General features: G+C 58.8%; 24 protein-coding genes. 14 read left to right on the top strand and 10 right to left on the bottom strand.

The features are described 5' to 3' along the window. Positions 1-16 precede the first annotated feature (16 nt). The 3 genes from JDW18_RS03650 to JDW18_RS03660 all read right to left on the bottom strand — a co-directional run bounded on the left by JDW18_RS03650 (position 17) and on the right by JDW18_RS03660 (position 3895). Positions 17-1720: an NAD+ synthase gene (locus JDW18_RS03650; protein ID WP_218242391.1), complete on the bottom strand. Its 1704-nt coding sequence runs from the start codon at positions 1718-1720 to the stop codon at positions 17-19. Between the two features lie 41 nt (positions 1721-1761). Beyond that, complete coding sequence (gene pncB, locus JDW18_RS03655; RefSeq protein WP_218242392.1) at positions 1762-2967, bottom strand: nicotinate phosphoribosyltransferase; 1206 nt, start codon at positions 2965-2967, stop codon at positions 1762-1764. Between the two features lie 67 nt (positions 2968-3034). After that, on the bottom strand, positions 3035-3895 hold the full coding sequence (locus JDW18_RS03660; protein ID WP_218242393.1) for a cysteine hydrolase family protein: 861 nt from the start codon (positions 3893-3895) through the stop codon (positions 3035-3037). A gap of 123 nt (positions 3896-4018) precedes the next feature. On the opposite strand from JDW18_RS03660, the gene JDW18_RS03665 reads away from it, so the two are divergent. Then, complete coding sequence (locus tag JDW18_RS03665) at positions 4019-4702, top strand: NUDIX hydrolase (protein ID WP_218242394.1); 684 nt, start codon at positions 4019-4021, stop codon at positions 4700-4702. A gap of 59 nt (positions 4703-4761) precedes the next feature. On the opposite strand, the gene JDW18_RS03670 is transcribed toward JDW18_RS03665, so the two are convergent. Together JDW18_RS03670 and metK are read right to left on the bottom strand one after the other, a co-directional pair. Next, positions 4762-4935 carry a DUF1328 domain-containing protein gene (locus JDW18_RS03670; RefSeq protein WP_218242395.1) on the bottom strand — a complete coding sequence of 58 codons (174 nt, stop codon included), beginning with the start codon at positions 4933-4935 and terminating at the stop codon, positions 4762-4764. Positions 4936-5211: 276 nt separating this feature from the next. Further along, positions 5212-6402: a methionine adenosyltransferase gene (gene metK, locus JDW18_RS03675; RefSeq protein ID WP_218242396.1), complete on the bottom strand. Its 1191-nt coding sequence runs from the start codon at positions 6400-6402 to the stop codon at positions 5212-5214. Between the two features lie 133 nt (positions 6403-6535). Between metK and JDW18_RS03680 the strand changes: the two genes are divergently transcribed. Continuing rightward, positions 6536-7384: a lysophospholipid acyltransferase family protein gene (locus JDW18_RS03680; protein ID WP_218242397.1), complete on the top strand. Its 849-nt coding sequence runs from the start codon at positions 6536-6538 to the stop codon at positions 7382-7384. Beyond that, positions 7381-8262, top strand: a complete 882-nt coding sequence (locus JDW18_RS03685; RefSeq protein ID WP_218242398.1) for a lysophospholipid acyltransferase family protein — start codon at positions 7381-7383, stop codon at positions 8260-8262. Before JDW18_RS03680 ends, JDW18_RS03685 begins: the two co-directional genes overlap by 4 nt. Positions 8263-8313: 51 nt before the next feature. On the opposite strand, the gene JDW18_RS03690 is transcribed toward JDW18_RS03685, so the two are convergent. Together JDW18_RS03690 and yihA are read right to left on the bottom strand one after the other, a co-directional pair. Then, positions 8314-9225, bottom strand: coding sequence for an alpha/beta fold hydrolase (locus JDW18_RS03690; RefSeq protein ID WP_218242399.1), 912 nt, complete (start codon positions 9223-9225; stop codon positions 8314-8316). Positions 9226-9269: 44 nt separating this feature from the next. Further along, positions 9270-10010, bottom strand: coding sequence for a ribosome biogenesis GTP-binding protein YihA/YsxC (gene yihA, locus JDW18_RS03695; RefSeq protein ID WP_246610262.1), 741 nt, complete (start codon positions 10008-10010; stop codon positions 9270-9272). Between the two features lie 77 nt (positions 10011-10087). Here yihA and JDW18_RS03700 point away from each other — a divergent pair, with 77 nt between their 5' ends. The 5 genes from JDW18_RS03700 (at position 10088) to JDW18_RS03720 (ending at position 16162) form a co-directional block, all read left to right on the top strand. Then, positions 10088-10711 (top strand): c-type cytochrome, encoded by a 624-nt coding sequence (locus JDW18_RS03700; RefSeq protein ID WP_218242400.1) that lies wholly within the window; start codon positions 10088-10090, stop codon positions 10709-10711. A gap of 129 nt (positions 10712-10840) precedes the next feature. Continuing rightward, a complete protein-coding gene (locus JDW18_RS03705; protein WP_218242401.1) occupies positions 10841-13033 on the top strand; it encodes a cytochrome c biogenesis protein ResB in 2193 nt (730 codons plus the stop codon). Further along, positions 13030-14364, top strand: coding sequence for a c-type cytochrome biogenesis protein CcsB (gene ccsB / locus JDW18_RS03710; RefSeq protein ID WP_218242402.1), 1335 nt, complete (start codon positions 13030-13032; stop codon positions 14362-14364). Before JDW18_RS03705 ends, ccsB begins: the two co-directional genes overlap by 4 nt. A gap of 197 nt (positions 14365-14561) precedes the next feature. Then, the gene (msrP, locus tag JDW18_RS03715) at positions 14562-15554 is read left to right on the top strand and encodes a protein-methionine-sulfoxide reductase catalytic subunit MsrP (protein WP_218242403.1); all 993 of its coding nucleotides are present in this window, start codon (positions 14562-14564) and stop codon (positions 15552-15554) included. After that, on the top strand, positions 15554-16162 hold the full coding sequence (locus tag JDW18_RS03720) for a protein-methionine-sulfoxide reductase heme-binding subunit MsrQ (RefSeq protein ID WP_246610264.1): 609 nt from the start codon (positions 15554-15556) through the stop codon (positions 16160-16162). Before msrP ends, JDW18_RS03720 begins: the two co-directional genes overlap by 1 nt. Here JDW18_RS03720 and JDW18_RS03725 read toward each other — a convergent pair whose 3' ends face one another. Next, positions 16163-16990 (bottom strand): oxygen-binding di-iron domain-containing protein, encoded by an 828-nt coding sequence (locus tag JDW18_RS03725; protein ID WP_218243762.1) that lies wholly within the window; start codon positions 16988-16990, stop codon positions 16163-16165. Positions 16991-17068: 78 nt separating this feature from the next. Continuing rightward, positions 17069-17347: an LPS translocon maturation chaperone LptM gene (lptM, locus tag JDW18_RS03730; RefSeq protein WP_218242404.1), complete on the bottom strand. Its 279-nt coding sequence runs from the start codon at positions 17345-17347 to the stop codon at positions 17069-17071. A 12-nt stretch (positions 17348-17359) separates the two neighbouring features. Here lptM and cyaY point away from each other — a divergent pair, with 12 nt between their 5' ends. Further along, positions 17360-17701, top strand: coding sequence for an iron donor protein CyaY (cyaY, locus tag JDW18_RS03735; RefSeq protein ID WP_218242405.1), 342 nt, complete (start codon positions 17360-17362; stop codon positions 17699-17701). A gap of 100 nt (positions 17702-17801) precedes the next feature. Here cyaY and JDW18_RS03740 read toward each other — a convergent pair whose 3' ends face one another. Continuing rightward, positions 17802-20144 (bottom strand): penicillin-binding protein 1A, encoded by a 2343-nt coding sequence (locus tag JDW18_RS03740; protein ID WP_218242406.1) that lies wholly within the window; start codon positions 20142-20144, stop codon positions 17802-17804. A 347-nt stretch (positions 20145-20491) separates the two neighbouring features. On the opposite strand from JDW18_RS03740, the gene JDW18_RS03745 reads away from it, so the two are divergent. The 5 genes from JDW18_RS03745 to JDW18_RS03765 are packed head-to-tail and all read left to right on the top strand — an operon-like array spanning position 20492 to position 25551. Next, on the top strand, positions 20492-21574 hold the full coding sequence (locus JDW18_RS03745; RefSeq protein WP_425514772.1) for a pilus assembly protein PilM: 1083 nt from the start codon (positions 20492-20494) through the stop codon (positions 21572-21574). Next, the gene (locus tag JDW18_RS03750) at positions 21571-22182 is read left to right on the top strand and encodes a PilN domain-containing protein (RefSeq protein ID WP_218242407.1); all 612 of its coding nucleotides are present in this window, start codon (positions 21571-21573) and stop codon (positions 22180-22182) included. The genes JDW18_RS03745 and JDW18_RS03750 overlap by 4 nt, the downstream gene beginning before the upstream one ends. Then, positions 22182-22853 carry a type IV pilus inner membrane component PilO gene (locus JDW18_RS03755; RefSeq protein WP_218242408.1) on the top strand — a complete coding sequence of 224 codons (672 nt, stop codon included), beginning with the start codon at positions 22182-22184 and terminating at the stop codon, positions 22851-22853. The genes JDW18_RS03750 and JDW18_RS03755 overlap by 1 nt, the downstream gene beginning before the upstream one ends. After that, positions 22850-23398, top strand: coding sequence for a pilus assembly protein PilP (locus JDW18_RS03760; RefSeq protein WP_218242409.1), 549 nt, complete (start codon positions 22850-22852; stop codon positions 23396-23398). The genes JDW18_RS03755 and JDW18_RS03760 overlap by 4 nt, the downstream gene beginning before the upstream one ends. Further along, positions 23395-25551, top strand: coding sequence for a type IV pilus secretin PilQ (locus JDW18_RS03765; RefSeq protein WP_218242410.1), 2157 nt, complete (start codon positions 23395-23397; stop codon positions 25549-25551). The genes JDW18_RS03760 and JDW18_RS03765 overlap by 4 nt, the downstream gene beginning before the upstream one ends. Positions 25552-25561 lie beyond the last annotated feature (10 nt).

Raw genomic sequence — 25561 nt, forward strand, 5'->3', positions numbered from 1 at the left:
TTTAATAGATGGCAGCTTACTCGTAGTGTGCCGCAATTGGCATTTGCCGGCCCGTGCCAAAGGCGCGTGGGCGCACACGCAGCATGGGCGGGGCCTGGCGGCGCTTGTATTCGCTGCGAAACACCAGCTTTTGCACGCGGGCAATGGTCTCGGGGCCGCCCGCTTGTGTTCTGAGCTGTTCCACAAAAGCGGCGGCCTGCGCATATTCCTTGCTGGAAAGGTGCTGGCCTTCCACATGCCATTTCAGAATTTCGTCCAGCACGGGGTAGGGCGGCAGGCTGTCGTCATCGCGCTGGCCGGGGGCCAGTTCGGCCGATGGCGGTTTGTCGATGATGACCTGCGGAATCAGCTCGCGCCCCGCATGGGTGTTGATGTGGCGCGACAGCTCAAAGACTTCGGTCTTGTACAGATCGCCCAGCAGGCCCAGGCCGCCGTTGGTGTCGCCATACAGAGTGCAATAGCCCACGGACACTTCGGACTTGTTGCCCGTGGTCAGCAGCAGGTGGCCAAAGGCGTTGGAAAACTCCATCAGCGTGGTGCCGCGTGCGCGGGCCTGCAGGTTCTCCAGTGCCAGGCCTTTGAGCGGCTCGCCAAAGCTGGCCTCGAACTGGCGGGCATAGGTGGTGACCAGTTCCTTGATCGGGTGCTCGTAGAGCTTGATGCCCAGGTTGCGGCACAAGTCCACGGAATCATCGACCGAGCCTGCCGAGGAATAGTTGGACGGCATGGTGATGCCCACCACGTTGTTTGCGCCCAGTGCATCGACAGCCAGAGCCAGCGTCAGCGCCGAATCAATGCCGCCCGAGCTACCCACCACCACCTGCTTGAAGCCGCAGCGGCGTGCATAGTCGCGCAGGCCCAGCACGATTTGCTGGCGGTAGAACTCCATGGTGGGCAGGCCCTGTGCGGGCACGGCCTGGAACGATGTGCCATCCACAGGCTGGAAGTGGCCGTCGTCGCCCAGCTCCAGCGTGTAGACATCTTCTTCAAAGCGCTTGGCTTCAAACACCACACCGGCTTCGGGCTCGACTGCAAACGATGCGCCGTCAAACACGATCTGGTCCTGCCCGCCAATCTGGTTCACATAGAGGATGGACAGTTTGTGGCGCGTCGCCGCTTGCGTAAACACTTCGTGGCGCTGCTCGCGCTTGCCCAGGTGGCTGGGGCTGGCATTGATGCTGATGACCATGTCGGGTGCGGCATCGCCCATGCGTGAAAACGGATTGGTGGCGTAATCCGCGCCTTCATCGTTCCAGCCGTCTTCGCAGACCAGAAAGCCCACCTGGCAGTTGCCCACACGCAGCACCTTGGCGGTGTCGGCGCCGGGCTCGAAGTGGCGGCGCTCGTCAAAGATGTTGTAGGTGGGCAGCAACTGCTTGTCGTACTGCAGGCGAATCTGCCCGTCTTTCAGAACCAGCAGGCTGTTGTGCAGCGGCTTGCCCGGCCCTTTGTGGCGGGTGGGCGCACCCACGACCCAGTGCAGATCGGGGTGCTGGCGCGTGGCGGCCAGCAGGTCTTGCAGGCCAGTGTCCAGGCGCTGCAGAAAGCTGGGCTCGTCCAGCATGTCGCCGGGGTAGTAGCCCGACAGCGACAGCTCAGAGAACACGACCAGATCGGCTTTGTCAGCGGCTGCCTTGGCGGCGGCTTCGCTCATGCGGCGGATATTGCCGCTGATATCGCCCACCATGTAGTTGAGCTGGGCCAGGGTGACTTTCAACATGTTTGCTTCTCCAGTGGATTCAGGCGACTTCTTCTGACTTGTCAGGAAGTTTTTGCAGCAGGCTCGGGAATGCTGAAGACCTGGCGCAGATAGGCCAGATAGGTTTCATCGTTGCACAGCGTCTTGCCGGGCGAGTCCGAAATCTTGGCCACGGGCTGGCCGTTGGCGTGGGTGAGCTTCATCACGATATTGATGGTCTCCAGCCCCATGTCGTTGGTCAGGCGTGTGCCAATGCCAAAGCCGCACTGAATGCGATCGGCAAAGCGGTGGTACAGGGCAAGCGCCGTGTCCAGGTTCAGACCGTCCGAGAACACCAGACGCTTGTTCTGCGGGTCTATGCGCAGCTTGGCGTAGTGGTTCAGGGCTTTTTCGCCCCACTCGAAAGGGTCGCCAGAGTCATGGCGCAGCCCGTCGAACAGCTTGGCAAAGTACATGTCGAAGTCGGCCAGAAAGGCATCCATGCCCACGGTATCGGTCAGCGCAATGCCCAGATCGCCCCGGTATTCCTGCACCCAGTCTTCCAGCGCGGCCACCTGAAAGTCGCGCAGGCGCACGCCCAGCGCCTGGTAGCTTTGCAGATATTCGTGGGCCATGGTGCCAATGGGAACGAGGTTGAGGTCGCGGGCCAGCAGCACGTTGGATGTGCCTTTGAACCACTGCGAGGTCTCCTTGGCAAAAGCCTGCACTACCTCGCGCTGCCAGGGGCCGGAAAAGCGGCGGCGCACGCCAAAGTCAAACAGCTCAAAGGGGTTGCGCAGCTTGGCTTCCACAGCCAGGTGCTTGAGCTGTTCAATCTTCAGCGCTAGGCGCTTGCGGCCTTCGATCAGCGCGGCCTCGGCATCGAAGCGGCGGAAATACAGTTCATTGACGATGGCCAGCACATAGATCTCGAAGCCCATCACATGCACCTGCGGGCCACGCGCCACGATGTGCAGGGTGTCGCCCTCGGCCCAGGCTTTGATGAAGGAGCGTTGAAACTGGAAGATGCGCAGAAAGTCGATGAAGTCGCTCTTCATGAAGCGCAGGCTGGCCAGATAGTCCAGATCTTCCTGCGTAAAGCGCAGGCTGCACAGGGCGTCCAGCTCGCGCTCTACCTCGGGCAGCAGCTCGGTCAGCGGGAAGGCGGTGGGCGTGCGGCAGACAAATTCATACTCCGCCTCGGTCTGTGGGTGGCGGTGCAGCATGGCCTGCCACATGGTGAACTTGTAAAGGTCGGTATCCAGCAGGCTGGTGATGATGGGAGTCATGCCGTTCTTCTTTTCAAAAATGTGAGCTGCTAGCGCTTGATATATAAGCGCTAGAGGTCAATTTGTCTCATAAACCAAAGCGGGCGCTGGTTTCGCACCTTACACCGATTGCCTGCATGCGCTGCAGGAAGTCGGTGTGGGCAGATTCAAAGCCGCCAACGGGGCTCATGCAGTCTGTCAGCAGAACAATGCGCGAGAAGTCATGGCTGCCCCAGTTTTCCACAATGTGCTCAGTGGTGGCGCGCACGCAGTGGCTGCTGGCCTCGCCCGCAATCACCAGCTGGCTGCAGTCACGCAGTTGGGCCAGCAGGGCGGTGTTCAGGCCAGTTTCAGGGTCCTGCGGGTCGGGCACTTCGGCGCGGATGGCGCTGTAGTGCTCGGTAAACGGGTTCATGCCCTTGAAGACATGGCGGGCGGCGCGCAGCTGGCTTTCTTCCCAGTTGCGATAGGCCTTGAGCACGGCTGCGTGCACGCCATAGCCCCAGCTGCCGATTTCGCAGTGCATGGGCCAGACCATCAGCGTGTAACTGCCCTGGGCTTCGAGCTGATCCAGATAGGCCAGGGCGCGGGCCAGTTCCTCGCGGTTGCGGGGCGCAAACTCACCAGCGCGCACCTGTGCTGCCGTGATCTGCGTGAACGGGTTCACCGCCGTGCCATTGCCCTGCTGCCAGAAGGCGGGGTGGGCAATGTCATAGCTCTGGTGCGAATCCAGCGTCACCGTAATCTGGTCAATGCGGGCGGCGTTGGCGCTGATCCAGTCGGCCAGTCGCAACATGTCTTCGTGTGCGCCTGCAACTGGCAGCACTGGGGCCTGAACGGGCTCAGGGTGCTGGCCGGGGTGGGAGTAAGCGGGCAGCCAGTTGTCCGGCAGATCGCAAAAGTCGTTTTGCGGATCAATGATGAGTAGCTGTGTGCGGTGAGTGCTCATGATTTTCATCTTCCGTGCATTGTGCGATGGCTGCAGTCTAATTTACTTAAAACAAATTTGCAACTAAGTAAATTAAGACCGATGTGAAATAATCTTTGCAAGAGGAAAAGACTTGGTAAAAAAATGAATCAAACTGCTGAAGCCAGACCGCCGGTGCATGTCAGTGTGGACGTGGTGCTGCTCACGCTGATCGCGCAGCAGCTTCACGCCGTCCTGCTGCGCCGCGCTGCAGCGCCGTTTGCGGGTGTCTGGGCTTTGCCGGGTGGCTATATCCATGCCGAGGAAGATGCCGATGCACAGGCCAGCGCCGCGCGCGTGCTGCGCAGCAAGGTCGGTATTGAGGGCGCGTATCTGGAACAACTGGCGACCTTCACCGGCCCGGCACGTGACCCGCGTGGCTGGTCTGTCGCCATTGCCTACTGCGCCTTGCTGCCAGAGCAGAACCTGCCAGCAGTTGCGGAAGACATCAGCGTGGTGCCGGTGTCCCAGCTGCCGCAACTGCCGTTTGACCACCGGGCCATCGTCGATGCCGCGCTGGCCCGGGTGCGCAGCAAAAGCCTGTATTCATCCCTGCCTGTGCATCTGTGCGGCGAAACATTCACGCTGCCGCAGCTGCAGCAGGTCTATGAAAACATCCTGGGCGAGCCGCTGAACAAGGTCAGCTTTAGACGCAAGATGGATGAGATGGACTGGTTGGAGGCTGTGCCTGGTGCCTTGCAAAGTGGCGCTGCGCACAGACCGGCGCAGCTCTATCGCGTCAAACCTGCCTTCAAGCAAGAACTGGCGCTGAGCCCCAGAGGGCTATGACCCGCCCATCAAAAAATGCCTGCGTACTTGCAGGCATTTTTTGATGGAGTGCAAACCGGCTAGCTGACGGCGCCAATGCCCAGCAGGGCCAGCACGACAAAGATCACGGCAATGGCAATAAAGATAAAGAACAATATCTTGGCAATGCCAGCCGCACCGGCTGCCACGCCTGTAAAGCCGAAGACACCAGCAACCAGCGAGATGACGGCAAAGATGATGGCCCACTTGAGCATAAAGACTCCTTGTTTGCGTTGATAAGCAAGGCTAGGCGGTGTCGGACGATGGGGCAGTGCGTCTTTTTGGCGTCTTTTCGTAGGTTCAGACCGAAAATAAAAAAAGCCACTCGAAAGTGGCTTTTTGAGGTGAGGCTTTTGAATTACTTCAGACCGGCTGCTGCACGCAGTTCCGCAGCCTTATCGGTTCGTTGGCTGCGGCACGGGCCTTGTGGCCCTTCACTTCGCTGCGCGAAATGAGCCTGCGCCGAAAGCCGGACAAGCTCACTTCGTTCGTTAGCCTTTCAGGCCTGCAGCTGCGCGAAGCTCCGCTGCCTTGTCCGTCTTTTCCCACGTAAATTCAGGCTCTTCGCGGCCAAAGTGGCCATAGGCAGCGGTCTTGCTGTAGATGGGGCGCAGCAGGTCCAGCATCTGGATGATGCCCTTGGGGCGCAGGTCAAAGTGCGCAGCCACCAGCTTGGCGATTTCCGCATCGGGAATCACGCCGGTACCTTCGGTGTACACAGTGATGTTCATGGGGCGGGCCACGCCAATGGCGTAGCTGACCTGAATCTGGCACTGGCGGGCCAGACCAGCAGCCACAATGTTCTTGGCCACATAGCGGGCTGCGTAGGCTGCCGAGCGGTCCACCTTGGTTGGGTCTTTACCCGAGAAAGCACCGCCGCCGTGAGGGCAGGCACCGCCGTAGGTGTCCACAATGATCTTGCGACCGGTCAGGCCGCAGTCGCCCTGAGGGCCACCCACGACGAAACGGCCGGTGGGGTTGATCAGGTACTTGGTGTCCTGCAGCCACTCGGATGGCAGCACGGGCTTGATGATTTCTTCAATGATGGCTTCGGTGAACGAGGCCTTCATCTTGGTAGCCGTTTCCGACTGGTCGGGGCTGTGCTGGGTGGACAGCACCACGGTGTCGATGCTGTGAGGCTTGCCATCCACATAGCGCATGGTCACTTGCGACTTGGCATCGGGGCGCAGGAAGGGCAGGCGGCCGTCCTTGCGCAGCTGGGCCTGGCGCTCGACCAAACGATGCGCGTAGTAGATGGGCGCGGGCATCAGCTCGGGCGTTTCGTCGCAGGCGTAGCCAAACATCAGGCCCTGGTCGCCAGCGCCGGTGTTCAGCTCGTCATCGCTGGCCTTGTCCACGCCCTGGGCGATGTCCTGGCTTTGCTTGTCGTAAGCCACCAGCACGGCGCAACCCTTGTAGTCGATGCCGTAGTCGGTGTTGTCGTAGCCGATGCGCTTGATGGTGTCGCGGGCGACCTGGATGTAGTCGACATTGGCGCCGGTGGTGATTTCACCCGCCAATACCACCAGACCGGTGTTGGTCAGTGTCTCGGCTGCCACGCGGCTGTGCGGGTCTTGGGTGAAAATAGCGTCCAGAATCGCGTCGGAGATCTGGTCCGCCACCTTGTCCGGATGGCCTTCAGAGACCGATTCCGAAGTGAACAGAAAATCGCTGTTTGCCATAAATGAAAAAACTCCTTCAGAACTTGGGCAATTGCGTTGCCCGGGCCCTTCAGGAGCTTGGCGAACGCTTTAGCAGTTTTGTTTTAACGTCGCCCTGCAAGTTGCTCTTTAACTCAGCGACCCCTCTATTCTAATGCCTTCCCTGTTTCGACTGTTTGCTGCACTGCCTTTGTGGCTATTGCATGGCCTTGGCGCAGCTATGGGCTGGGTGACCTGGGCGCTATCTCCCACCTATCGGCGCCGATTTGCGGCTAACGCCGCGCAGGCGGGCTATGGCTTCGGGCAACTGAGCGCGGCCGTGGGACATGCGGGGCGCATGGTGTTCGAGATGCCGCGCATCTGGCTGGGCCAGTTGCCTGCGTGCGACATCGTGGGGGGCGAATGCGCAGAAGCGGCCTATGCAAAGGGCAAGGGCATTGTCTATCTCACACCGCACCTGGGTTGTTTTGAGATGTCGGTGCAGGCCGCGGCCCGTCGCTGGTCGGCCAAGCATGGCGATATCACCGTGCTGTACCGCCCTGCGCGCCAGGGCTGGCTGGCCGAGATTCTGGAAACCGCCCGCAATCGCCCCGGCGTGCAGGCCGTGCCCACCACGCTGGCAGGTGTGCGGCAGATGATCAAATCGCTGCGCCAGGGCAAGGCCGTGGGCCTGCTGCCTGACCAGGTGCCGCCCAACGGGCAGGGCATCTGGTCACCATTCTTTGGTCGTGATGCGTATACGATGACATTGGCAGCACGCTTGGTGCTGCAGACCGGTGCGACGGTGATCGTGGCCCGGTGTGAACGCAAGTCCTGGGGGCGGGGCTATGCGCTGTATTTAGAGGAATTGCCTGTGCCCGAATCTCAGACGCTGGAAGCCACGGTTCAGCAAATCAACGAGGCCATGGAGGCCACGATTCGCCAGTGCCCGCAGCAATACCTGTGGGGCTACGGCCGCTACAAGCAGCCGCGTGAAGAAAAATTGCAGGGGGGAAAGGCATGAGTGCCAGCAAGATCGCCATTGGATTCATGCATGTGCTGGCCAAGCTGCCGCTGCCCATGCTGCGCGGTCTGGGCAAGTTCATCGGTCGCGTGCTGTTTGTGGTGGCCGGTCAGCGCCGTCGCATCGCTTTGCGCAATCTGGAACTGTGCTTTCCCGATGTGCCCGAAGCCCAGCGCAAAGCCTGGGCGAAAGAGTCTTTTGAAGTCTTTTGCCAGACGTTTCTCGACAGAAGCTGGCTGTGGTTTGGCTCGGAAGAGCTGGTGCGCAGCCGCGTCAAGCTGGTGGGCGCCACGCATGAGCTGGAAGGCGATATGCCCACCATCGTGTTCGCGCCGCACTTCTACAGCATGGATGCGGGCGGGCTGGCGCTGCCGCTGAACACCGAGCGCGAGTTCACCTCGATTTTTGCGACCAATCCCGATCCGGATCTGGACGCCTGGTTCATGGCGGGCCGCCAGCGTTTTGGCCATGTGAAGATGCTCAACCGTGCTGATGGTGTCAAGCCCATCATCTCTTGCGTGCGCAAGGGCGGGCTGCTCTATCTTTTGCCGGATATGGACTATGGCAAGAACGACTCGGTCTTCGTGCCCTTCTTCGCGGTAGAGAGCACGGCCACCATCCCCTCGCTGTCGCGCTTTGCCCGCCTGGGCAAGGCCAAAGTGGTGGCGCTGTACAACCGCATGACGCCTGAAGGCTATGTGGCCGAGCTGACGCCCGCCTGGGAAAACTTCCCCACGGATGACCATGTGGCCGACACCGCCCGCATGAACCGCGAGCTGCAAGCGGCCATCATGACCATGGTTCCCCAGTACTACTGGGTGCACAAGCGCTTCAAGACGCGCCCGGACGGTGAGGCGTCGCTGTACACCAAAAAATAGTCGTAAAAATGGCCGGGAGCCATTGTTAATAAAGTGCTGCCAGCTTCTTTTTCAGGAGTGATGCTGGCTCAGAAAGTCTGTCAGCGCATGTCGCACAGCCTCTGGCCTTTCATGCACCACCCAGTGGCTGCAGCCTTTCAGGTGCTCGACCTGCAGGCGCGGCACCCATTGCTCCAGCCCATCAAGCAGGGCAGGGTGTAGCGCAAGGTCGCTGTCTCCCCACAGAATGCGCACGGGCACAGGAATATGCAGCATCTCCTCGGGCAGGCTCAGCCCGCGAATGTCCTGCAGCTCGTCTTCGCTGCCTTCGGGGCGCGGCGGCACCAGGGGGCTGGCAGCATAGAACATGCAGGCGCCATGCACCCCCAGATTCCAGTGATCGCGATATTGCTGCTGGCGCTCAGGTGTCAGCCAGTCGGGCAGGCTGCCGTCGGGGTGCTGGAAAAAGCCCAGCATGCGGCTCCAGTCGTTTTCGGCCAGCAGCTCGGGGGCATCGGGGCGACGCAGAAAATGCATGTACTGGCTCGCTGCCTGCTGCTGCGGATTTTTCTGAAGTTCGCGCAGAAAAGCGCCGGGATGCGGGGAGTTGAGTATCAATAAGCGCTGAACCTGCGCAGGGTATCGATTGGCCAGCCCCCAGGCCACGGCGCCGCCCCAGTCGTGGGCAATCACGCAGGCGGCGTTCCCCGCGCCTTCGATGGTGATCAGTGCGGCCAGATCTTCCACCAGATGTTTGGCGCGGTAGTCGCTGATGGCTGTGGGCTGGCTGGATTTTCCGTAGCCGCGCAGATTGGGCGCGACGCAGCGGTAGCAGTTGCCAAAGTGCGCCAGCAGGCTATCCCAGATGAAAGCGCCCTCGGGAAAACCGTGCAGAAACAGCAACAGGGGCTGACCCGGCTGGCCGCTGGTGCGGCATTCCAGTTCAACCCCTGTGGGAAGAGTGTGCATGCAAGCTGCGACCATGAAGCTCTCCTTTTTGTAGCTTCTGGCGCTTGCCAAATAAGCGCCTAAGGCTGATTTTGCTCAGGTGCTTTGTCAGCGGGCGTCGCTTGGGCGACGGGTTCTGCCTGTGGCAAACCCTCGGGGTGGCACCAGTGCCACAGCAGCTGGGCCACATCGCCCACGCCCTGCTTTTTGAGGGCAGAGAACAAACGCACCTCGCCACCACCGGCGTTGAGCTTGGTGATGGAGAGAATCTTGGCCTGCTCGGCGCGGGTCAGCTTGTCGGCCTTGGTCAGCACGATCAGGAATTTCAAGCCCGCTTCCACGCGGGGGCGAATCGCGTCCAGCAGGGCTTCGTCCAGCTCGGTCAGGCCCAGGCGCGGGTCGCACAGCAGCACCACGGCCGAGAGGCTTTCGCGGCTCATCAGGTAGTTGAGCATCACGCGCTGCCAGCGGGCCTTGTCTTCGCGGGACACAGCAGCGTAGCCGTAGCCTGGCAAGTCGGCCAGCACGGCATCGGTCACGCCCTGCTTGCCCAGGGCAAACAGGTTGATGTGCTGGGTGCGGCCGGGCTTCTTGGACGCAAAAGCCAGCTGCTTTTGCTGGGTCAGCGTGTTGATGGCGGTGGACTTGCCCGCGTTGGAGCGGCCCACAAAAGCAATTTCAGGAACTTCGACCTTGGGCAGCTGATTGAGCTGGGCAGCGGTCGTGAAGAAGCGTGCGGTGTGCATCCAGCCCATCGCAAGCTTGCTGTCGATCAAAGAATGTGTTTTTCCGGGATCTGTATCCGGGGAAGCATGGGTCATGACGGTAACTATTTCAGGGGGGCCCATTGTAGAATTTGAAGGATTAGCACTCTCAACAATAGACCCAGCCCCTCGATATGAAGTTGCTTGCCTCTTTGCTGACTGCTGCCATTTTCGCAGCACCTGCCTTCCCTGCATTTTCAGCGGGAGAAACACCTGTCAAGGCAGATGCCGCGAAAGGGCAGACCAGTTATGGGGCGGTTTGCGCCTCTTGCCACGCCGCTGATGGTAATTCCACCATCCCCTTGCAGCCCAAGCTCGCAGGTCAGCATCCAGAATATCTGGTCAAGCAACTGCGCGAGTTCAAGGACGGCAAGCGTAACGACCCCGTGATGAAGGGCTTTGCCTCTTCGCTGAGCGAGGGCGATATGCAGAACATTGCTGCCTGGTTGCACACCCAGACGCCCAAGACCGGATTCTCCAAAGAGAAGGATCTGGTGGCACTGGGTGAACGCATCTACCGCGGCGGTATTCAGGATCGCCAGATCGCCGCCTGTGCCAGCTGCCACAGCCCCAATGGTGCGGGCCTGCCAGCGCAGTACCCGCGTCTGTCGGGTCAGCACGCCGATTACACCGTGAAATCTCTGACGGACTTCCGTGACGGCAAACGCAGCAATAGCATTCCCATGGCTCAGGTTGCTGCCAAGCTTAATGATCGCGAAATCAAGGCCGTGGCAGACTATATAGCTGGCTTGCGTTAAAGAGCTTTCACTGCGATGCCTGAGTGATCCGGGAACTTTCAGGCTTCAGGCAACCCCCAAGTCAGGCGGGCCATCGGCTGCATCAGCAGATGGACCCGCCTTTTTGCGTCCGGATATTTCAAATCGTTCATGTCAGACCTTCCACTTCGCGATCGTGACTCCTCTCGCTCACCGGCAGTGCGCGCGACTCTGGAGTTGCTGGCCTCGATGCGCTTTGCCATCTCACTGCTGACGGTGATCTGCATCGCATCGGTTATCGGTACGGTGCTCAAGCAGCATGAGCCGCTGGTCAACTACGTCAACCAGTTCGGCCCCTTCTGGGCGCAGCTGTTTCTGTCGCTCAAGCTCAATGCCGTTTACAGCGCCTGGTGGTTTTTGCTGATTCTGGCGTTTTTGGTGGTCAGTACCGGCCTGTGCGTGGCGCGCCATGCACCCAAATATCTGGCTGATATCCGCACTTACAAGGAAAACATTCGCGAGCAAAGCCTCAAGGCCTTTGGCCACCGGGCTGAGGCGGATGTGCCCGGCACCACCGAAGAAGCGGCCAAGCGCCTTGGGCAGCAACTGGCTTCGGGGGGCTGGAAGGTCAAGCTGCAGCAGCGTGATACCGCAGCAGGCCCGGGAACAGGCTGGATGCTGGCTGCCAAGTCGGGCGCAGCCAACAAGCTGGGTTACATCGCGGCGCACAGCGCCATTATTCTGATTTGCCTGGGTGGCCTGTTTGACGGCGACTTGATTGTGCGCGCCCAGATGCTGCTGGGAGGCAAAACACCTTTTACCGGCGGCGGCATGATCTCGGAAGTGGCGCCTGAGCACCGTCTCTCGCCCAAAAATCCCACCTTCCGTGGCAACCTGATGGTGTCCGAAGGAACGCAGTCTGGCACCGCTATCCTGAATCAATCAGATGGCATCTTGCTGCAAGAGCTGCCATTTTCGGTGGAACTCAAGAAATTCATTGTGGAGTACTACTCCACTGGCATGCCCAAGCTATTTGCCAGCGATATCGTGATTCACGACCGCGAAACCGGCGAAAAGCTGGAAAAGCGCGTGGAAGTGAACCATCCGGCCAGCTACAAGGGCATAGAGATCTATCAGTCGAGCTTTGATGACGGCGGCTCCACCGTGAAGCTGCATGCGCTGCCCATGGATGGCGTCTCTCAGCCCTTTGATGTGGAAGGCGTGATTGGCAACTCCACCCAGTTTGTGCGCAAGCAGGCGGATGGCCAGGAAGACAAGGTCACGCTGGAATACACGGCGCTGCGCACCATCAACGTGGAAAACTTTGGTGGTCAAGACAAAGGTTCAGCTGGCAGTGCAGGCGGCACTGATGTGCGCAAGGTGGACTTGAAGCAGGCCATTGGCGACCGTCTGGGCGCAGGCCACAAGACCACCGAGAAAAAGGATTTGCGCAATATCGGCCCCAGCGTGGGCTACAAGCTGCGCGATGCTTCAGGTCAGGCGCGTGAGTTCCAGAACTACATGCTGCCTGTGGATACGGGCGAAGGTCAGCCCGTCTTCCTGCTGGGCGTGCGTGAAAACCAGGCCGACCAGATGCGCTATCTGCGCGTGCCGGCAGACCCGGAAGGCACGATGAACACCTTCATGAGCCTGCGCCAGGCCATGCAGAACAAGGAACTGGCGGAAAAAGCCGCCCGCGCCTATGTGCAGAAGGCTGTGGATGTTTCCAAGCCCGAGCTGGCCGAGCCGCTGACCCAGTCGGCCCTGAAGGCGCTGGAGCTGTTTGCTGGCAAGGACAGCAAGATCAAAGGCCCCGATGGCCGCCAGCTTGGCGGTCTGCAGGCGATTTCGGACTTCATGGACAGCAATGTGCCCGAAGCCGAGCGCGAGCGTGCGGGCGAAGTGCTGGTGCGTATTCTGAACGGCGTGCTGTATGAGCTGGCCCAGCAGATGCGTGCGCAGGCGGGGCTCAAGCCGTTTGAAGGCGACGAGAAAACACAGGCGTTCATGACGCAGTCGGTCTTCTCGCTCAGCGACGCTCAGTTCTACCCTGCACCTGTGGTCTTCATGATGACCGACTTCAAGCAGGTGCAGGCCAGCGTCTTCCAGGTGGCGCGTGCGCCTGGCAAGAATATTGTTTATCTGGGCTGCCTGTTCCTGATCATCGGCGTGTTTGCCATGCTGTACGTGCGTGATCGCCGTATCTGGATCTGGCTGACGCCCGTAAACGGTGCAAGCCATGCGAACATGGCTTTGTCCACCAACCGCAAAACCATGGATGGTGACCGCGAATTCACCATGCTGGCTGATAAGCTGATCGGGGCCAAACCCGTGCAAAAGAAGACTCCCGGAGGTTCTGTATGAACACCGCCACGACGACATTGACACTGAACGAAGGCTATTTCGCCCGCCGCAACTGGTTTGACTGGTTGTTTGCGGTCGTGGTGGCCGTGGGTCTGGGCTATGCGCTGCAGCGCTATGCCAGCTATATGGACGTGTATGAGAAAGGCATTTTGCTGGCCTCTATTCCCGCCATGATCTGGCTGGGCTGGTTCTGGCGGCCGCTGGCCGTGCTGATGCTGGCGGTGGCCGGTTTCTCGCTCATGGCCGTTGGCCTGTATCAGGGGGCGGATGGCGGCGATCTTGCGCGTTCAGAGCAGGTCTTTGGCCTGAAATACTTCCTCTCCAGTCAGTCCGCGATTCTGTGGATGAGCATGGTGTTCTTCATCAGCACGGTGTTTTACTGGATTGGCATTTTTGCCAAGGGTGAACGCTCCGTCATGTCGCTGCTGGGCTCGCGTCTGGCGTGGCTGGCTGTGGCCATGGCACTGATCGGCACCATGGTGCGCTGGTACGAGAGCTATCTGCTGGGCCCGGACATTGGTCACATCCCCGTCAGCAACCTCTACGAAGTGTTCGTGATGTTCTGCTGGATGACGGCGCTGTTCTATCTGTACTACGAGAACCATTACGACACCCGCGCTCTGGGTGGCTTTGTGATGCTGGTGGTCAGCGCGGCCGTGGGCTTTTTGCTCTGGTACACGCTGGTGCGCCAGGCCCATGAAATTCAGCCTCTGGTGCCTGCTCTGAAGAGCTGGTGGATGAAGCTGCACGTGCCCGCCAACTTCATTGGTTACGGCACGTTTGCACTGTCGGCCATGGTGGCGTTTGCCTACCTCATCAAGCAGCAGGCCACTGAGACCAAGTGGTACAAGCTCGCGCCGCTGTGGCTGCTGGGCATTGTGCTGTGCTTTGAGCCCATCGTCTTTCGCAAGGGTGCGACGGCCAATGGCGGCAGCTACTGGATCGTCTATTTCGGCATTTCCGCGTTGATCGTGGCCGGTATTCTGCTGGCACGCAAGCGCATTGCCGCACGTCTGCCTTCTTTCGAAATTTTGGACGACGTGATGTACAAGGCCATTGCCGTGGGCTTTGCCTTCTTCACCATTGCCACTGTGCTGGGCGCGCTGTGGGCGGCTGAGGCTTGGGGCGGCTACTGGAGCTGGGACCCCAAGGAAACCTGGGCGCTGATCGTCTGGCTCAACTACGCGGCCTGGCTGCACATGCGTTTGATGAAGGGCCTGCGCGGCACGGTATCCGCATGGTGGGCGCTGGCGGGTCTGGCCGTCACCACCTTTGCCTTCCTGGGCGTGAACATGTTCCTCTCGGGTCTGCATAGCTACGGTGAGCTGTAAGCCTTAATTCAAGCACTCTGATAAAAGGAGCTGCTTGCGCTGGTTGAATAAGGGTTTCAGGGTTGTATGGCCTTGAGATGCTTTGATATCAGGCGCAAGCAGCTCCTTTTTTATTTGCCTGCGCCCCGGAACTTTGCTGACGCAGGCGGTTCTGAAATCGCAATACGCTTGATCGTCCGCAATCAGAAAGCACGCACATGCTGATACGCAATAGCCACCAAGGTTTTGACCACCCGCTGAGCAGCGAAATCACGCCGCAGGCCCAGTATTTGCAACGCCGCGCCTTCATGCAGACGCTGGCCATGGGGGCTGCGGGCGCCACCTTGGCTGGCTGGGCTGGGCGCGATGCGCTGGCGGCGGCAGACCGCGTGCATCTGCCCGCCCTGAAGGGTGTGGCCAGCAAGGTAGCGGGCGCCATGACCATGGATGCGATGACCAGCTACCAGGATGTGACGGGCTACAACAACTACTACGAGTTCGGGCTGGACAAGGACGAGCCCGCCCGCAACGCCCATACGCTCAAGACCCGGCCGTGGACAGTGCGCATCGAAGGTCTGGTGCAAAAGCCGCAGACGCTGGATATCGACAGCCTGCTCAAGCTCGCACCGATGGAAGAGCGTATCTATCGCCTGCGCTGTGTGGAAGGCTGGTCCATGGTCATTCCGTGGGTGGGCTATTCGCTGTCTGAGCTGCTCAAGAAAGTGCAGCCGCTGGGCAATGCCAAGTATGTGGAATTTGTCACACTGGCCGACAAGGCGCAGATGCCTGGTCTGAAAAGCGGCGTGCTGGACTGGCCCTACACGGAAGGCCTGCGGCTGGATGAAGCCATGCACCCGCTGACGCTGCTGGCCTTTGGCATGTACGGCGAGGTGCTGCCCAACCAGAACGGTGCACCGCTGCGCCTGGTGGTGCCGTGGAAGTACGGCTTTAAAAGCGCCAAATCGCTGGTGGCCATTCGCCTGACGGACAAGGAGCCGGGCACGGCCTGGAACAAGGCTGCGCGCAATGAATACGGCTTCTATTCCAATGTGAACCCCGAGGTCGATCACCCGCGCTGGAGCCAGGCGACGGAGCGGCGCATTGGCGAAGGTGGCCTGTTTGCCAAAAAGCGCAAGACGCTGCTGTTCAACGGCTATGCCGAGCAGGTGGCGCAGCTGTACGCGGGCATGGATTTGAAGAAGTTTTATTGATGCAGGCCAGTTTGCAGAAATTGCTGCTGCAGCCCTGGGTCAAGCCGCTGGTCTTTTTGCTGTGCCTGCTGCCCTGTGCGTGGCTGTTCTACGCGGCTTTGACGGATGGGCTGGGTGCCAACCCGGCAGAGGCTTTGCTGCGCAGCACGGGCGACTGGACGCTGCGTTTTCTCTGTATCGTGCTGGCGGTCACACCGCTGCGCCAGCTGAGCGGCTGGACTGCGCTGGCGCGCTATCGGCGCATGCTGGGTCTGTACGTGTTCTTCTACGCCTGTCTGCACCTGCTTTGCTATGCCTGGTTTGACATGGGGCTGGAGTGGGGCGACATCGTGGCCGATATTCCCAAGCGGCCATTCATTCTGGTGGGCTTTGCGGCCTGGGCGGTTTTGCTGGTGCTGGCCGTCACTTCGCCCAAGGTCGTGGTCAAGGCGCTGGGCGGCAAACGCTGGCAGTGGCTGCACCGCACGGTCTATGCGGTGGTTCCGCTGGCGCTGCTGCACTTTTTCTGGATGCGCGCAGGCAAGAATAATTTGGCAGAAGTCGCTGTCTATGCAGTAATTCTGGCTGTACTGCTTGCCTGGCGTGCGGTGCGCGCTATCAAAAAATAATCAGCTGGCGGTGGCGCCCTGCGGCGCGCGCACCTGGCGCGAAACCGGGTCAATCTCGGCGGCAGGCAGCTGATAGGCGCGCTGGTCAAACAGGTCGATACCGCACTGCAGGCCTTCCAGCCAGTTGAACAGGTCGGTAATGGCGGGCTTGCCCATGATGGGCGCGCCGTGCTGGGGCACGATCATGTCGATGGGCAACTGGCGTGCCATCTGCACCCACAGACGCAAGATCTTGTTGGAGACCATGTAGCGGCGGTGAAAGCCTTCCATGCGTGCGATGTGGGGCATGAGGTCGGTGACCGGCTTCTGCGCCTCTGCACCTGTCGTCAGCGAAACACCCAGATCGCCGGTGAACAGAATCTTGCTGATCGGATCGTAGAAGTGGAAATTGCCTTCTGCGTGCAAAAAGTGCGCGGGCAGCAGCACCAGCTCGGTCTTGCCCAGCGGCAGGCGGCCGCCAGAGTCGGGCACGCCAATCACGCGGTTTTCCGTCTTGCCCACCTTGGTGAAGTGGGGGGCAAAGCGCTCCCAGATGCGTGAAATCACCAGCTGGGCGCGGGTGCTGGTCATCCAGCGGTCCAGCGAGGCGATGATGTCCGGGTCGGCATGCGAGGCCACCACATAAGCCAGCTTTTGCGGCTGAAAGTGGCGCGACATGCCCATGAACAGCTCGTTGAAAGCGAGGTTGCCACCGGGGTCGATGATGGCGCCGGTGCCGTTGTCCACAATCAGGAACTGATTGGCCTGAATGGCTTGACCGTCCTCTTCGATGAGGTCGGTAAACATCAGGCAGGCATGGGTTTTATCGCGATAGAGCTCTATGGGCATGGCAGGCAGTTTGTCAAAGGACAATGTGCCTGCACTCTAGGGCTGAACCCACGGTGGCATGTTGATATGTATCAAGCCTCAGGGCCGGCTCTGAACTGGCTGGGTGATAGCCGGAAGGTTGGCTTCATCCTCTTCTGGTGCGGGTGGAGGTGGCAGCTTTGCGGCAGACGCAGGCTGCGGCGTGCTGGAGCGCGATGAAATGCCCAGAGATTCAGGCAAAGTGGCGCGATTCTGGGCCGCTGGCTCTACCGGAAGATAGAGCGGGCCGCGTTGTCCGCAGGCAGATAGTGCGGCCAGGGACGCCGCACAAGCTGCAAGGGCAATGCTCCTGACTAGAATTTGATTGGCTTTCAACATGGGCAAATTGTAATGACTGACCTTGAATATCTGGACCGCGCGGACCAACTTCTGCTGGCTGTGGAGCAATGCTGTGACCGCATCAACGATGAAACCGATGCAGACCTTGATGCGCAGCGCGTGGGGGGCATGGTGACGCTGGTGTTTGCAAACCGCAGCCAGATTGTGATCAACCAGCAAAAGCCCCTGCATGAAATCTGGCTGGCCTCCAAGGCGGGCGGGTTTCACTATCGCTTTGACGAGGCACAGCAAGTCTGGCTGGATACCAAGGGTGCGGGCGAGTTTTTTGCCAACCTGAGCCAGCATGCGAGCGAGCAGTCTGGCCTGACGCTGGCGTTCAAGGCTCTGGCCTGAAACTGAGGCTCACTTCTCAATAAAAAAGCCTGTCACCGTGAGGTGGCAGGCTTTTTTTTGTGGGCGCAGACCCTGGCGGGCCTGCGGTGCAGAGCGGATATCAGTTTCTGAACAAGTCCAGAATGCGGCTGCGTTCCTCGGATGCTGGCGCTGGCGTGGCGCCTCCTGCTCCAGCCCCTGCGCCATTGTCGGCAGGCGCTGCGCTTTCCATGCCCAGGCTGGGCACGCCACCGCCACGGGCATTTTCTTCGTAGTACCAGTCGCCGCCCATGTTCACGACGCCGGGTGGGGCATGAACTTCGGCCACAGGAACGCCCTTGAGTGCGTGCTGCATGAAGCTGATCCAGATAGGCAGGCTCAGGCCACCGCCGGTTTCGCGGGAGCCCAGATTACGCGGCGTGTCATAGCCAATCCAGGAAACCGCTGCCAAAGAGGGCTGGTAGCCCGTGAACCACGCGTCCACAGAGTCATTGGTTGTGCCGGTCTTGCCATAGAGGTCAGGGCGCTTGAGCGTGGCCTGGGCCTTGGCCGCCGTACCTACGCGCGCTACATCATTGAGCATGGTGCCCGTGAGGAAGGCATTGCGTGCGGGAATGGCCTGAGGCAGCTGGCTGACGGGAGGCGGCGTGAATTCAGACAGCACGCGACCCTTGTGGTCAGTGACACGGGCGATCAGCCAGGGGTTGACACGGTGGCCGCCATTGGCAAACACCGAGTAGGCGCTGGCCATCTGCAAGGGCGTGACCGAGCCAGCACCCAGAGCCATGGTCAGATAGGCAGGCTGCTTGGCGGCTTCAAAGCCAAAGCGGGTTGCCCATTCCTGGCCCGCCTTGGGGCCGATGGCCTGCAGCAGACGAATGGAGATCATGTTCTTGGACTTGTTCAAGCCCGTGCGCATGGTCATGGGGCCGGCGTAGGTGCCGTCGTAGTTCTTGGGTTCCCAGGGCTGACCACCGGTTGTTGCTGCGCTGAAGAAGATCGGCGCGTCATTGATGACGGTGGCAGGCGAGAAGCCGTGCTCCAGCGAAGCCGAATAAATGATTGGCTTGAAGCTGGAGCCAGGCTGACGCCAGGCCTGGGTTACGTGGTTGAACTTGTTTTTCTCGAAGTCAAAACCACCGACCAGAGCGCGAATGGCGCCGGTTTCAGTCGATGTGGCAACAAAAGCACCTTCCACTTCGGGAAGCTGGGTGATTTCCCAGGAGCCCTTGGCTGTCTTGATGGCTCGAATCACGGCACCAGGGCGGATCTTGGTGTTGGGCGGAGCCTTGGGGCTCAGTCCCGATTCGGCGGGGCGCAGGCCTTCGCCGGTGATGTCGAAATGCTCGCCGTCCGCACGCGCCGCCACAATCTTGCGGGGAGAGGCATCCAGCACCACAGCGGCAATCACATCGCCGTTATCGGGGTGGTTGGCCAGCACGTCATCAATGGCGTCTTCACGCTCCTGCGCATTGCTGGGCAGGTTGATGAACTTTTCAGGGCCGCGGTATTTCTGGCGGCGTTCATAGCTCATGATGCCTTCGCGCAAAGCCTTGTAGGCAGCTTCCTGTTCACCCGCGTTCAGCGTGGTGTAGACGTTCAGGCCGCGTGTATAGGCTTCGTTGCCGTATTGGGCAAAGATCAGCTGGCGCGCCATTTCTGCCACATATTCCGCATGCACGCGGGTGGAGTTGCTGGCGGTGCGCAGCTTCAGCGGCTCTTCACGGGCCTGCTTGGCTTGATCGGCTGTGATGAAGCCGTTTTCTTCCATGCGGTCGATGATGTAGAGCTGACGGATGCGCGCCCGCTTGGGGTTGCTGATGGGGTTGTAGGCCGAAGGTGCCTTGGGCAGGCCGGCCAGCATGGCGGCTTCTGCAACCGTGATGTCCTTGAGCGGGTGGCCGAAGTAGGCTTCGCTGGCAGCAGCAAAGCCATAGGCGCGGTTGCCCAGGAAGATCTGGTTCATGTAGATCTCAAGGATCTGTTCCTTGGTCAGCAGGTGCTCCAGCTTGAAGGTCAGCAGGATTTCATAAATTTTGCGGGTGTACGTCTTCTCGGAGGAGAGGTACACATTACGCGCCACCTGCATGGTGATGGTCGAAGCGCCCTGACTCTTGACCTTGCCGAGGTTAGCCAGCGCAGCGCGCAGCATGCCCTTGTAGTCAACGCCGCCGTGCTCGAAGAAGCGGGTGTCTTCGATGGCCAGCACCGCGTCCGTCATGACCTTGGGGATCTCCTTGATCGGGGAGAGGGTGCGGCGCTCTTCGCCAAACTCGCCAAGCAGAGCCCCTTCGCTGGAGTAGATGCGCAGGGGAAGCTTGGGCCGGTAGTCGGCCAGTTCGCTCACGTCTGGCAGATTGGGGTAGGCCATGGCCAGTGCCACAGCAATTGCCAGCACAAGGGCCAGGGCGCCAGCGATGGCGATTCCGAACAACCAGAAGATGGAGCGCAGCAGCCAGTGCATGCGTTTTTTGGGAGCAGGCTGACCAGGAGGTGGAGCCTGATGGGTTGAATATTCTGAGGGCGGCATTTCGCTGTTATGACAGAGGGTAGGGCATTATAGAAATGCACCCTTGAGAGCGGGACAGGGCGGCCGAATTGGGCTGATCCTGTGAAATCCTAATGCACCGGCTTAGCAATGCTTTGATGATGGTCGAAACAGTTGCTGCATTTGATCGTGAGCAAAAATGTCTTTTTTTAGCCACTAATCTTGGTGAGATAGCCTGTAGCAAAGGGTTCGCTGCTATAGCTTGCTGCTAGCATGACGTTATACGGTGGGCTTTTGTTTCTATTTTTACAAAACAGGGGGGCATGTTGATTGCTCTGAGTTCTTTATTCAGCCGTCAGCCTGCTCCTTTGCTAGGCATTGATATCAGCTCCTCCAGTGTGAAGCTGGTTGAGCTGAGCAAAAGCAAAAGCGGTGAGTGGCAGCTGGAGCGTTGCGCCATTGAGCCGCTCGAAAAAGGGTGGATTACCGACGGCAACATCGAAAAATTCGATGAGGTGGCCGAAGCGGTGCGCCGTCTGGTCAAAAAAAGCGGTACACGCACCAAGCATGTGGCCATGGCTTTGCCCGCTGCTGCGGTGATCACCAAGAAAATTTCGCTTCCTGCAGGTTTGACTGATCTGGAGATGGAAGTTCAGGTGGAATCCGAAGCCAATCAATACATTCCATTCTCACTGGACGAGGTGAGTCTGGATTTTTGCGTTATTGGCCCTTCTGCAGTGTCTGCTGGCGACGTGGATGTGCTGATTGCCGCATCACGTAAGGAAAAGGTGCAGGATCGCCAGGGTCTGGCAGAAGCAGCGGGGCTCAAGCCCGTGGTGGTTGATATCGAGCCTTATGCTGCCCGCATGGCTGCGACCCGGCTGGTCTCACGTCTGCCCAATGAAGGGCGGGATGCGGTTGTTGCGCTGTTTGAAGTCGGAGCCATGACGACCAGCATGCAGGTGCTGCGCAACGATGATGTGCTGTATGAGCGCGATCAGGCTTTCGGCGGTGCACAGCTGACCCAGCTGATTGCCCGCCAATACGGTTTTTCTCCGGAAGAAGCAGAAGCCAAGAAGCGCAGCGGTGAGTTGCCGGAGGACTACGCGTCCGGCGTGCTCAAGCCTTTTGTGCAGAGCCTGACCCAGGAAGTGGCGCGGGCGCTGCAGTTCTTCTTCACCAGCACCCCTTACAACCGCATTGACCATATCTTGATGGCCGGTGGTTCTGCTTCGCTGCCGGGCCTGGTGGAAGCGGTGAGCCAGCAGACGGGATGCGCGTGCAGTCTGGCCAATCCCTTTGACGGCATGGAGATTGGCAGCAGTGTTCGCTTGAAAAAGATGGCGCGTGAGGCGCCTTCTTATCTGACCTCCTGTGGCCTGGCAATGCGGAGGTTTGCAGCGTGATCTCAATCAATCTATTACCGCACCGCGAAGCCGCCAAGAAGCGCAGAAAAGAAGCGTTTCAGGTCAATATGGTGCTGGCTGCCTTGGGAGGCCTGCTGATTGCAGGCCTGATCTATTGGTATTTCCAGGTCATGATCGAAGGCCAGCAGGAGAAAAACAATCTGCTGCGCTCCGAGATCAAGGTGCTGGAGGCACAGATCAAGGAAATTGAAGGGCTGGAAAGCGAAATCACGGCTTTGCGTGCACGTCAGAAGGCGGTGGAAGATCTGCAGTCTGACCGCAATCTGCCAGTCCATATGCTTAACGAACTGGTCAAGCAGCTGCCTGATGGGGTCTATATCACCAGCATCAAGCAAGATGGCTTGCTGGTGACCATGCAAGGCACTGCGCAGTCCAATGAACGCATTTCCGAAATGCTGCGCAATCTGACCGACGGTACCCCCTGGTTCTCCAAGCCTGAGCTGCAGGAAATTGTGGCCAAGACTGTAGATGTGAGTGCCAAGGAAAAGCGCCGAGCTGCAGCATTTACCCTGCAATTCAATCTGACCAGAGCCAGTGATGCAGAGAAAAGCGTGAACCCGCCAACGACTCCGGCAAAGGCGCAGTAATGGCTCAAAAAAAATCTCTGAACATTGATTTCTCGGCGCTGCAGGAAAAGATTCAGCGTCAGTTTCGAAATCTTGATCCCAATGACCCTTCTGTCTGGCCAGCGCTGCCTAAGGCATTGCTGTACGCGGCTGTCGCCATTGCGGTGGCCGCATTGCTGTGGTTTGTTGTGCTCAAAGACTATGAAGCAGAGCTGGAGCAGGAGCGAGCGACTGAGGTGACGCTGCGCGAGGATTACCAGAAAAAGCTGATCAAGGCCGTGAGCCTGGATGGCTTGAAGAAGCAGCGCGAGCAGGTGGAGCAATATGTGACGCAGCTGGAGAAACAACTGCCCAGCAAGGCTGAAATGGCTGCCTTGCTGTCTGATATCAATCAGGCAGGTCTGGGCCGCAGTCTGCAGTTTGATGTCTTCCGCCCTGGGGCCATGGTGGCCAAGGAGTACTACGCGGAGTTGCCGATTACTCTGAAAGTGACCGGGCGCTATCACGATATTGGCGCGTTTGCCTCTGATGTTGCGTTTCTGTCTCGTATCGTGACCCTGAACAACCTGTCGATTGCGCCCGCCGGAAAGGATGCAGACATTTTGACCATGGATGCAACGGCCAGAACTTTCCGCTATCTGGATACGGATGAAGTTCAGGCGCAGCGTGCGGCGGCCAAGGGGAAGAAATGAGAAACATCACTATTCCTCTGAGCGCGATTTTGATCGGCAGTGCTTTGCTGGCAGGCTGCACCGCCTCGGATGAGGATGAACTGCGTGCCTGGATGGCGCAAGAGCGTGCCAATGCCAAGCCGCGTGTGACGCCGCTGGAAGAGCCCAAGCCGTTCAAGCCTCAGGCTTATACGGCTGGTGAAGGCATGGATCCCTTCAATCCATTGAAGCTGATCCAGGTGCTGAGAAGAGAGTCGGCGCAGGCCAATATCAGCACGGATTTGCTGGCACCAGAGCTCAATCGCCGCAAAGAGCCTCTGGAGGCTGAGCCACTGGATGCGATGACCATGGTGGGTAGCCTGGATAAAAAAGGCGTTCCCACCGCGCTGCTGAGAGTTGGAACGCTGCTGTATCAGGTTCGCGTTGGTAACTACTTGGGTCAGAACTACGGAAAAATCACCAAGATCACTGAAAACTCCATCCAATTGCGCGAAATTGTTCAGGATGGTGGTGGTGACTGGATTGAAAGAACGAGCACTTTAGAGTTGCAGGAGGGTAGCAAATGATGGGCATTAACCGCAGTATTCTGGCGAAAGCCCATTGGGGCGTCGCTCTCGGGGGGCTCCTGCTGTCTTCGGCGGCCTGGGCGCAGGCACGTATTGAATCTGTGACTGGCGGTTTGCAGTCTGGCACTGAGGTCATCCGTGTCGAAATGTCTGAGCCTCTGGCGGCTGATCCCACGGGGTTTGTGGTGCAGTCGCCTGCGCGTATCGCGCTGGATTTTCCCGGGGTGAGCAATGCCTCCGGCAAATCTCTGGTGGATTTCAATCAGGGCAATTTGCGCTCTGCCAATATTGTGGAAGCGTCAGGCCGTTCGCGACTGGTGCTGAATCTCAAGACAGCAACCACGTACAAGGTGCAGCGACAGGGTAAAAGCCTGCTGATTCTGCTGGACCCTGCGGGTGCAGCCGCAGCAGCAACCAATGCCGCACCCAGCCCTGTGGCTCATGTGTTTGAGAACAAAACGGCGAGTTCCGATATTGCGCCAATTCAAGGGGTGGACTTCCGCCGCGGCAGCGATGGGTCTGGTCGTGTCGTCGTAAGCTTGAGCAATAGTCAGGTGGGTGTGGATCTGCGCCAGGAGGGCAAGGGTCTGACGGTTGATTTCCTGAGAACCGCATTGCCAGAAAACCTGCGCCGCAAGCTGGATGTTGCAGACTTTGGAACACCTGTTCAAACCATTACCACCACTCAGCAGGGCGATCGAGTGCGTATGCGTATCGATCCTCTGGGCGAATGGGAGCATAGCGCCTACCAGAGCGATAACCAGTTTGTGCTGGAAGTGCGTCAGAAAAAGGTCGATGCCAGCAAGCTGACGCAAGGCCCTGGCTACAGCGGTGAAAAGCTCTCTCTCAATTTCCAGAATATTGAGGTGCGTTCGCTGCTGCAGGTGATCGCCGACTTTACGAACTTCAATATCGTGACGTCCGATACCGTGACCGGTGCACTGACCTTGCGGCTCAAGGATGTTCCTTGGGATCAGGCGCTGCAGATCATCATGGATGCCAAGGGACTTGGCATGCGCAAATCGGGCTCGGTACTGTGGATTGCACCCAAGGATGAAATCGACGCCCGCACCAAGCGCGACTATGAAGCAGCCATGGAAATCCAGAAGCTGGAGCCATTGCGCACTCAGGGCTTTCAGCTGAACTACGCCAAGGCAGCCGATATCCTGACTCAGATCACCACCTCGTCTGGTGGCGGTGCAGGAGGAACGGGTGTCAGTACGCGATTCCTGTCAGCACGTGGCTCTGCCATTTCTGAACCCCGTACCAATCAGCTGTTTGTGACGGATACCCCTTCCAAGCTGGAAGAGATGAAAGCCTTGCTGGCTACGCTGGACGTGCCTGTGCGTCAGATTTTGATTGAAGCTCGAATTGTTGAGGCAAGGGATACTTTTGGACGAGCTTTGGGTGTTCGTTTGGGCGGCGGTGACCTCCGGGCCCAGCAAGGTGGAGACGGCGGATACAGACTCTCAGGAAACAACCGTTTGGCAATTGGGACTGGCTATAACAATGCAGTGGCATCCAGTGGTATGGGGAGCACCGTTGATACCACCGGCAATTTTGTGAATTTGCCCGCAACATTGTCTGGTGTAACTGGAGGTGGCACTTTTGCAGTTTCTATTTTTAATTCGGCAGCTAATCGATTTCTGGCACTCGAGTTAAGTGCAATGGAGGCCGATGGACAGGGGAAAATTGTATCCAGTCCAAAGTTGGTTACAGCAGATCAAACTAAGGCCCTGATTGAGCAAGGTACCGAGTATCCATATTCAGTAACGGCTCCTAATGGCGCAACTACAATCTCTTTCAAGAAGGCTGTTCTGAAGCTGGAGGTCACTCCGCAAATTACGCCTGAAGGGGATATTATTCTGGATCTGGATATTAATAAAGACTCTCGTGGTGAGACAACCACCCAAGGTGTTGCTATTGATACAAAGCACATAAAAACCCAAATTTTGGTTCAGAATGGCGGAACCATTGTGATTGGTGGTATTTTTGAAATGGAAGAAACGAATCAGGAAAATAAAATTCCATTGCTGGGAGATATTCCGGTGCTTGGAAATTTGTTTAAAAGTCGTGTTCGCCAGTCAACAAAAAGAGAAATGCTGGTGTTCATAACACCAAAAATGATCGCGAATGCTAGTATTCGTAATTAATAAGGAGCGG

Origin of the sequence: Comamonas fluminis (assembly GCF_019186805.1) — a bacterium.
Lineage (GTDB): Bacteria > Pseudomonadota > Gammaproteobacteria > Burkholderiales > Burkholderiaceae_C > Comamonas > Comamonas fluminis.

Coding starts and splice junctions, on each gene's coding strand:
- JDW18_RS03725 (WP_218243762.1), bottom strand. CDS start 16,990: ATGCCCATAGAGCTCTATCGCGATAAAACCCATGCCTGCCTGATGTTT.
- JDW18_RS03665 (WP_218242394.1), top strand. CDS start 4,019: ATGAATCAAACTGCTGAAGCCAGACCGCCGGTGCATGTCAGTGTGGAC.
- JDW18_RS03690 (WP_218242399.1), bottom strand. CDS start 9,225: ATGGTCGCAGCTTGCATGCACACTCTTCCCACAGGGGTTGAACTGGAA.
- JDW18_RS03650 (WP_218242391.1), bottom strand. CDS start 1,720: ATGTTGAAAGTCACCCTGGCCCAGCTCAACTACATGGTGGGCGATATC.
- JDW18_RS03720 (WP_246610264.1), top strand. CDS start 15,554: ATGCAGGCCAGTTTGCAGAAATTGCTGCTGCAGCCCTGGGTCAAGCCG.
- JDW18_RS03760 (WP_218242409.1), top strand. CDS start 22,850: ATGAGAAACATCACTATTCCTCTGAGCGCGATTTTGATCGGCAGTGCT.
- pncB (WP_218242392.1), bottom strand. CDS start 2,967: ATGACTCCCATCATCACCAGCCTGCTGGATACCGACCTTTACAAGTTC.
- yihA (WP_246610262.1), bottom strand. CDS start 10,010: ATGACCCATGCTTCCCCGGATACAGATCCCGGAAAAACACATTCTTTG.
- msrP (WP_218242403.1), top strand. CDS start 14,562: ATGCTGATACGCAATAGCCACCAAGGTTTTGACCACCCGCTGAGCAGC.
- metK (WP_218242396.1), bottom strand. CDS start 6,402: ATGGCAAACAGCGATTTTCTGTTCACTTCGGAATCGGTCTCTGAAGGC.
- cyaY (WP_218242405.1), top strand. CDS start 17,360: ATGACTGACCTTGAATATCTGGACCGCGCGGACCAACTTCTGCTGGCT.
- JDW18_RS03745 (WP_425514772.1), top strand. CDS start 20,492: ATGTTGATTGCTCTGAGTTCTTTATTCAGCCGTCAGCCTGCTCCTTTG.
- lptM (WP_218242404.1), bottom strand. CDS start 17,347: ATGTTGAAAGCCAATCAAATTCTAGTCAGGAGCATTGCCCTTGCAGCT.
- ccsB (WP_218242402.1), top strand. CDS start 13,030: ATGAACACCGCCACGACGACATTGACACTGAACGAAGGCTATTTCGCC.
- JDW18_RS03700 (WP_218242400.1), top strand. CDS start 10,088: ATGAAGTTGCTTGCCTCTTTGCTGACTGCTGCCATTTTCGCAGCACCT.
- JDW18_RS03680 (WP_218242397.1), top strand. CDS start 6,536: ATGCCTTCCCTGTTTCGACTGTTTGCTGCACTGCCTTTGTGGCTATTG.
- JDW18_RS03740 (WP_218242406.1), bottom strand. CDS start 20,144: ATGCACTGGCTGCTGCGCTCCATCTTCTGGTTGTTCGGAATCGCCATC.
- JDW18_RS03765 (WP_218242410.1), top strand. CDS start 23,395: ATGATGGGCATTAACCGCAGTATTCTGGCGAAAGCCCATTGGGGCGTC.
- JDW18_RS03670 (WP_218242395.1), bottom strand. CDS start 4,935: ATGCTCAAGTGGGCCATCATCTTTGCCGTCATCTCGCTGGTTGCTGGT.
- JDW18_RS03755 (WP_218242408.1), top strand. CDS start 22,182: ATGGCTCAAAAAAAATCTCTGAACATTGATTTCTCGGCGCTGCAGGAA.
- JDW18_RS03705 (WP_218242401.1), top strand. CDS start 10,841: ATGTCAGACCTTCCACTTCGCGATCGTGACTCCTCTCGCTCACCGGCA.
- JDW18_RS03685 (WP_218242398.1), top strand. CDS start 7,381: ATGAGTGCCAGCAAGATCGCCATTGGATTCATGCATGTGCTGGCCAAG.
- JDW18_RS03660 (WP_218242393.1), bottom strand. CDS start 3,895: ATGAGCACTCACCGCACACAGCTACTCATCATTGATCCGCAAAACGAC.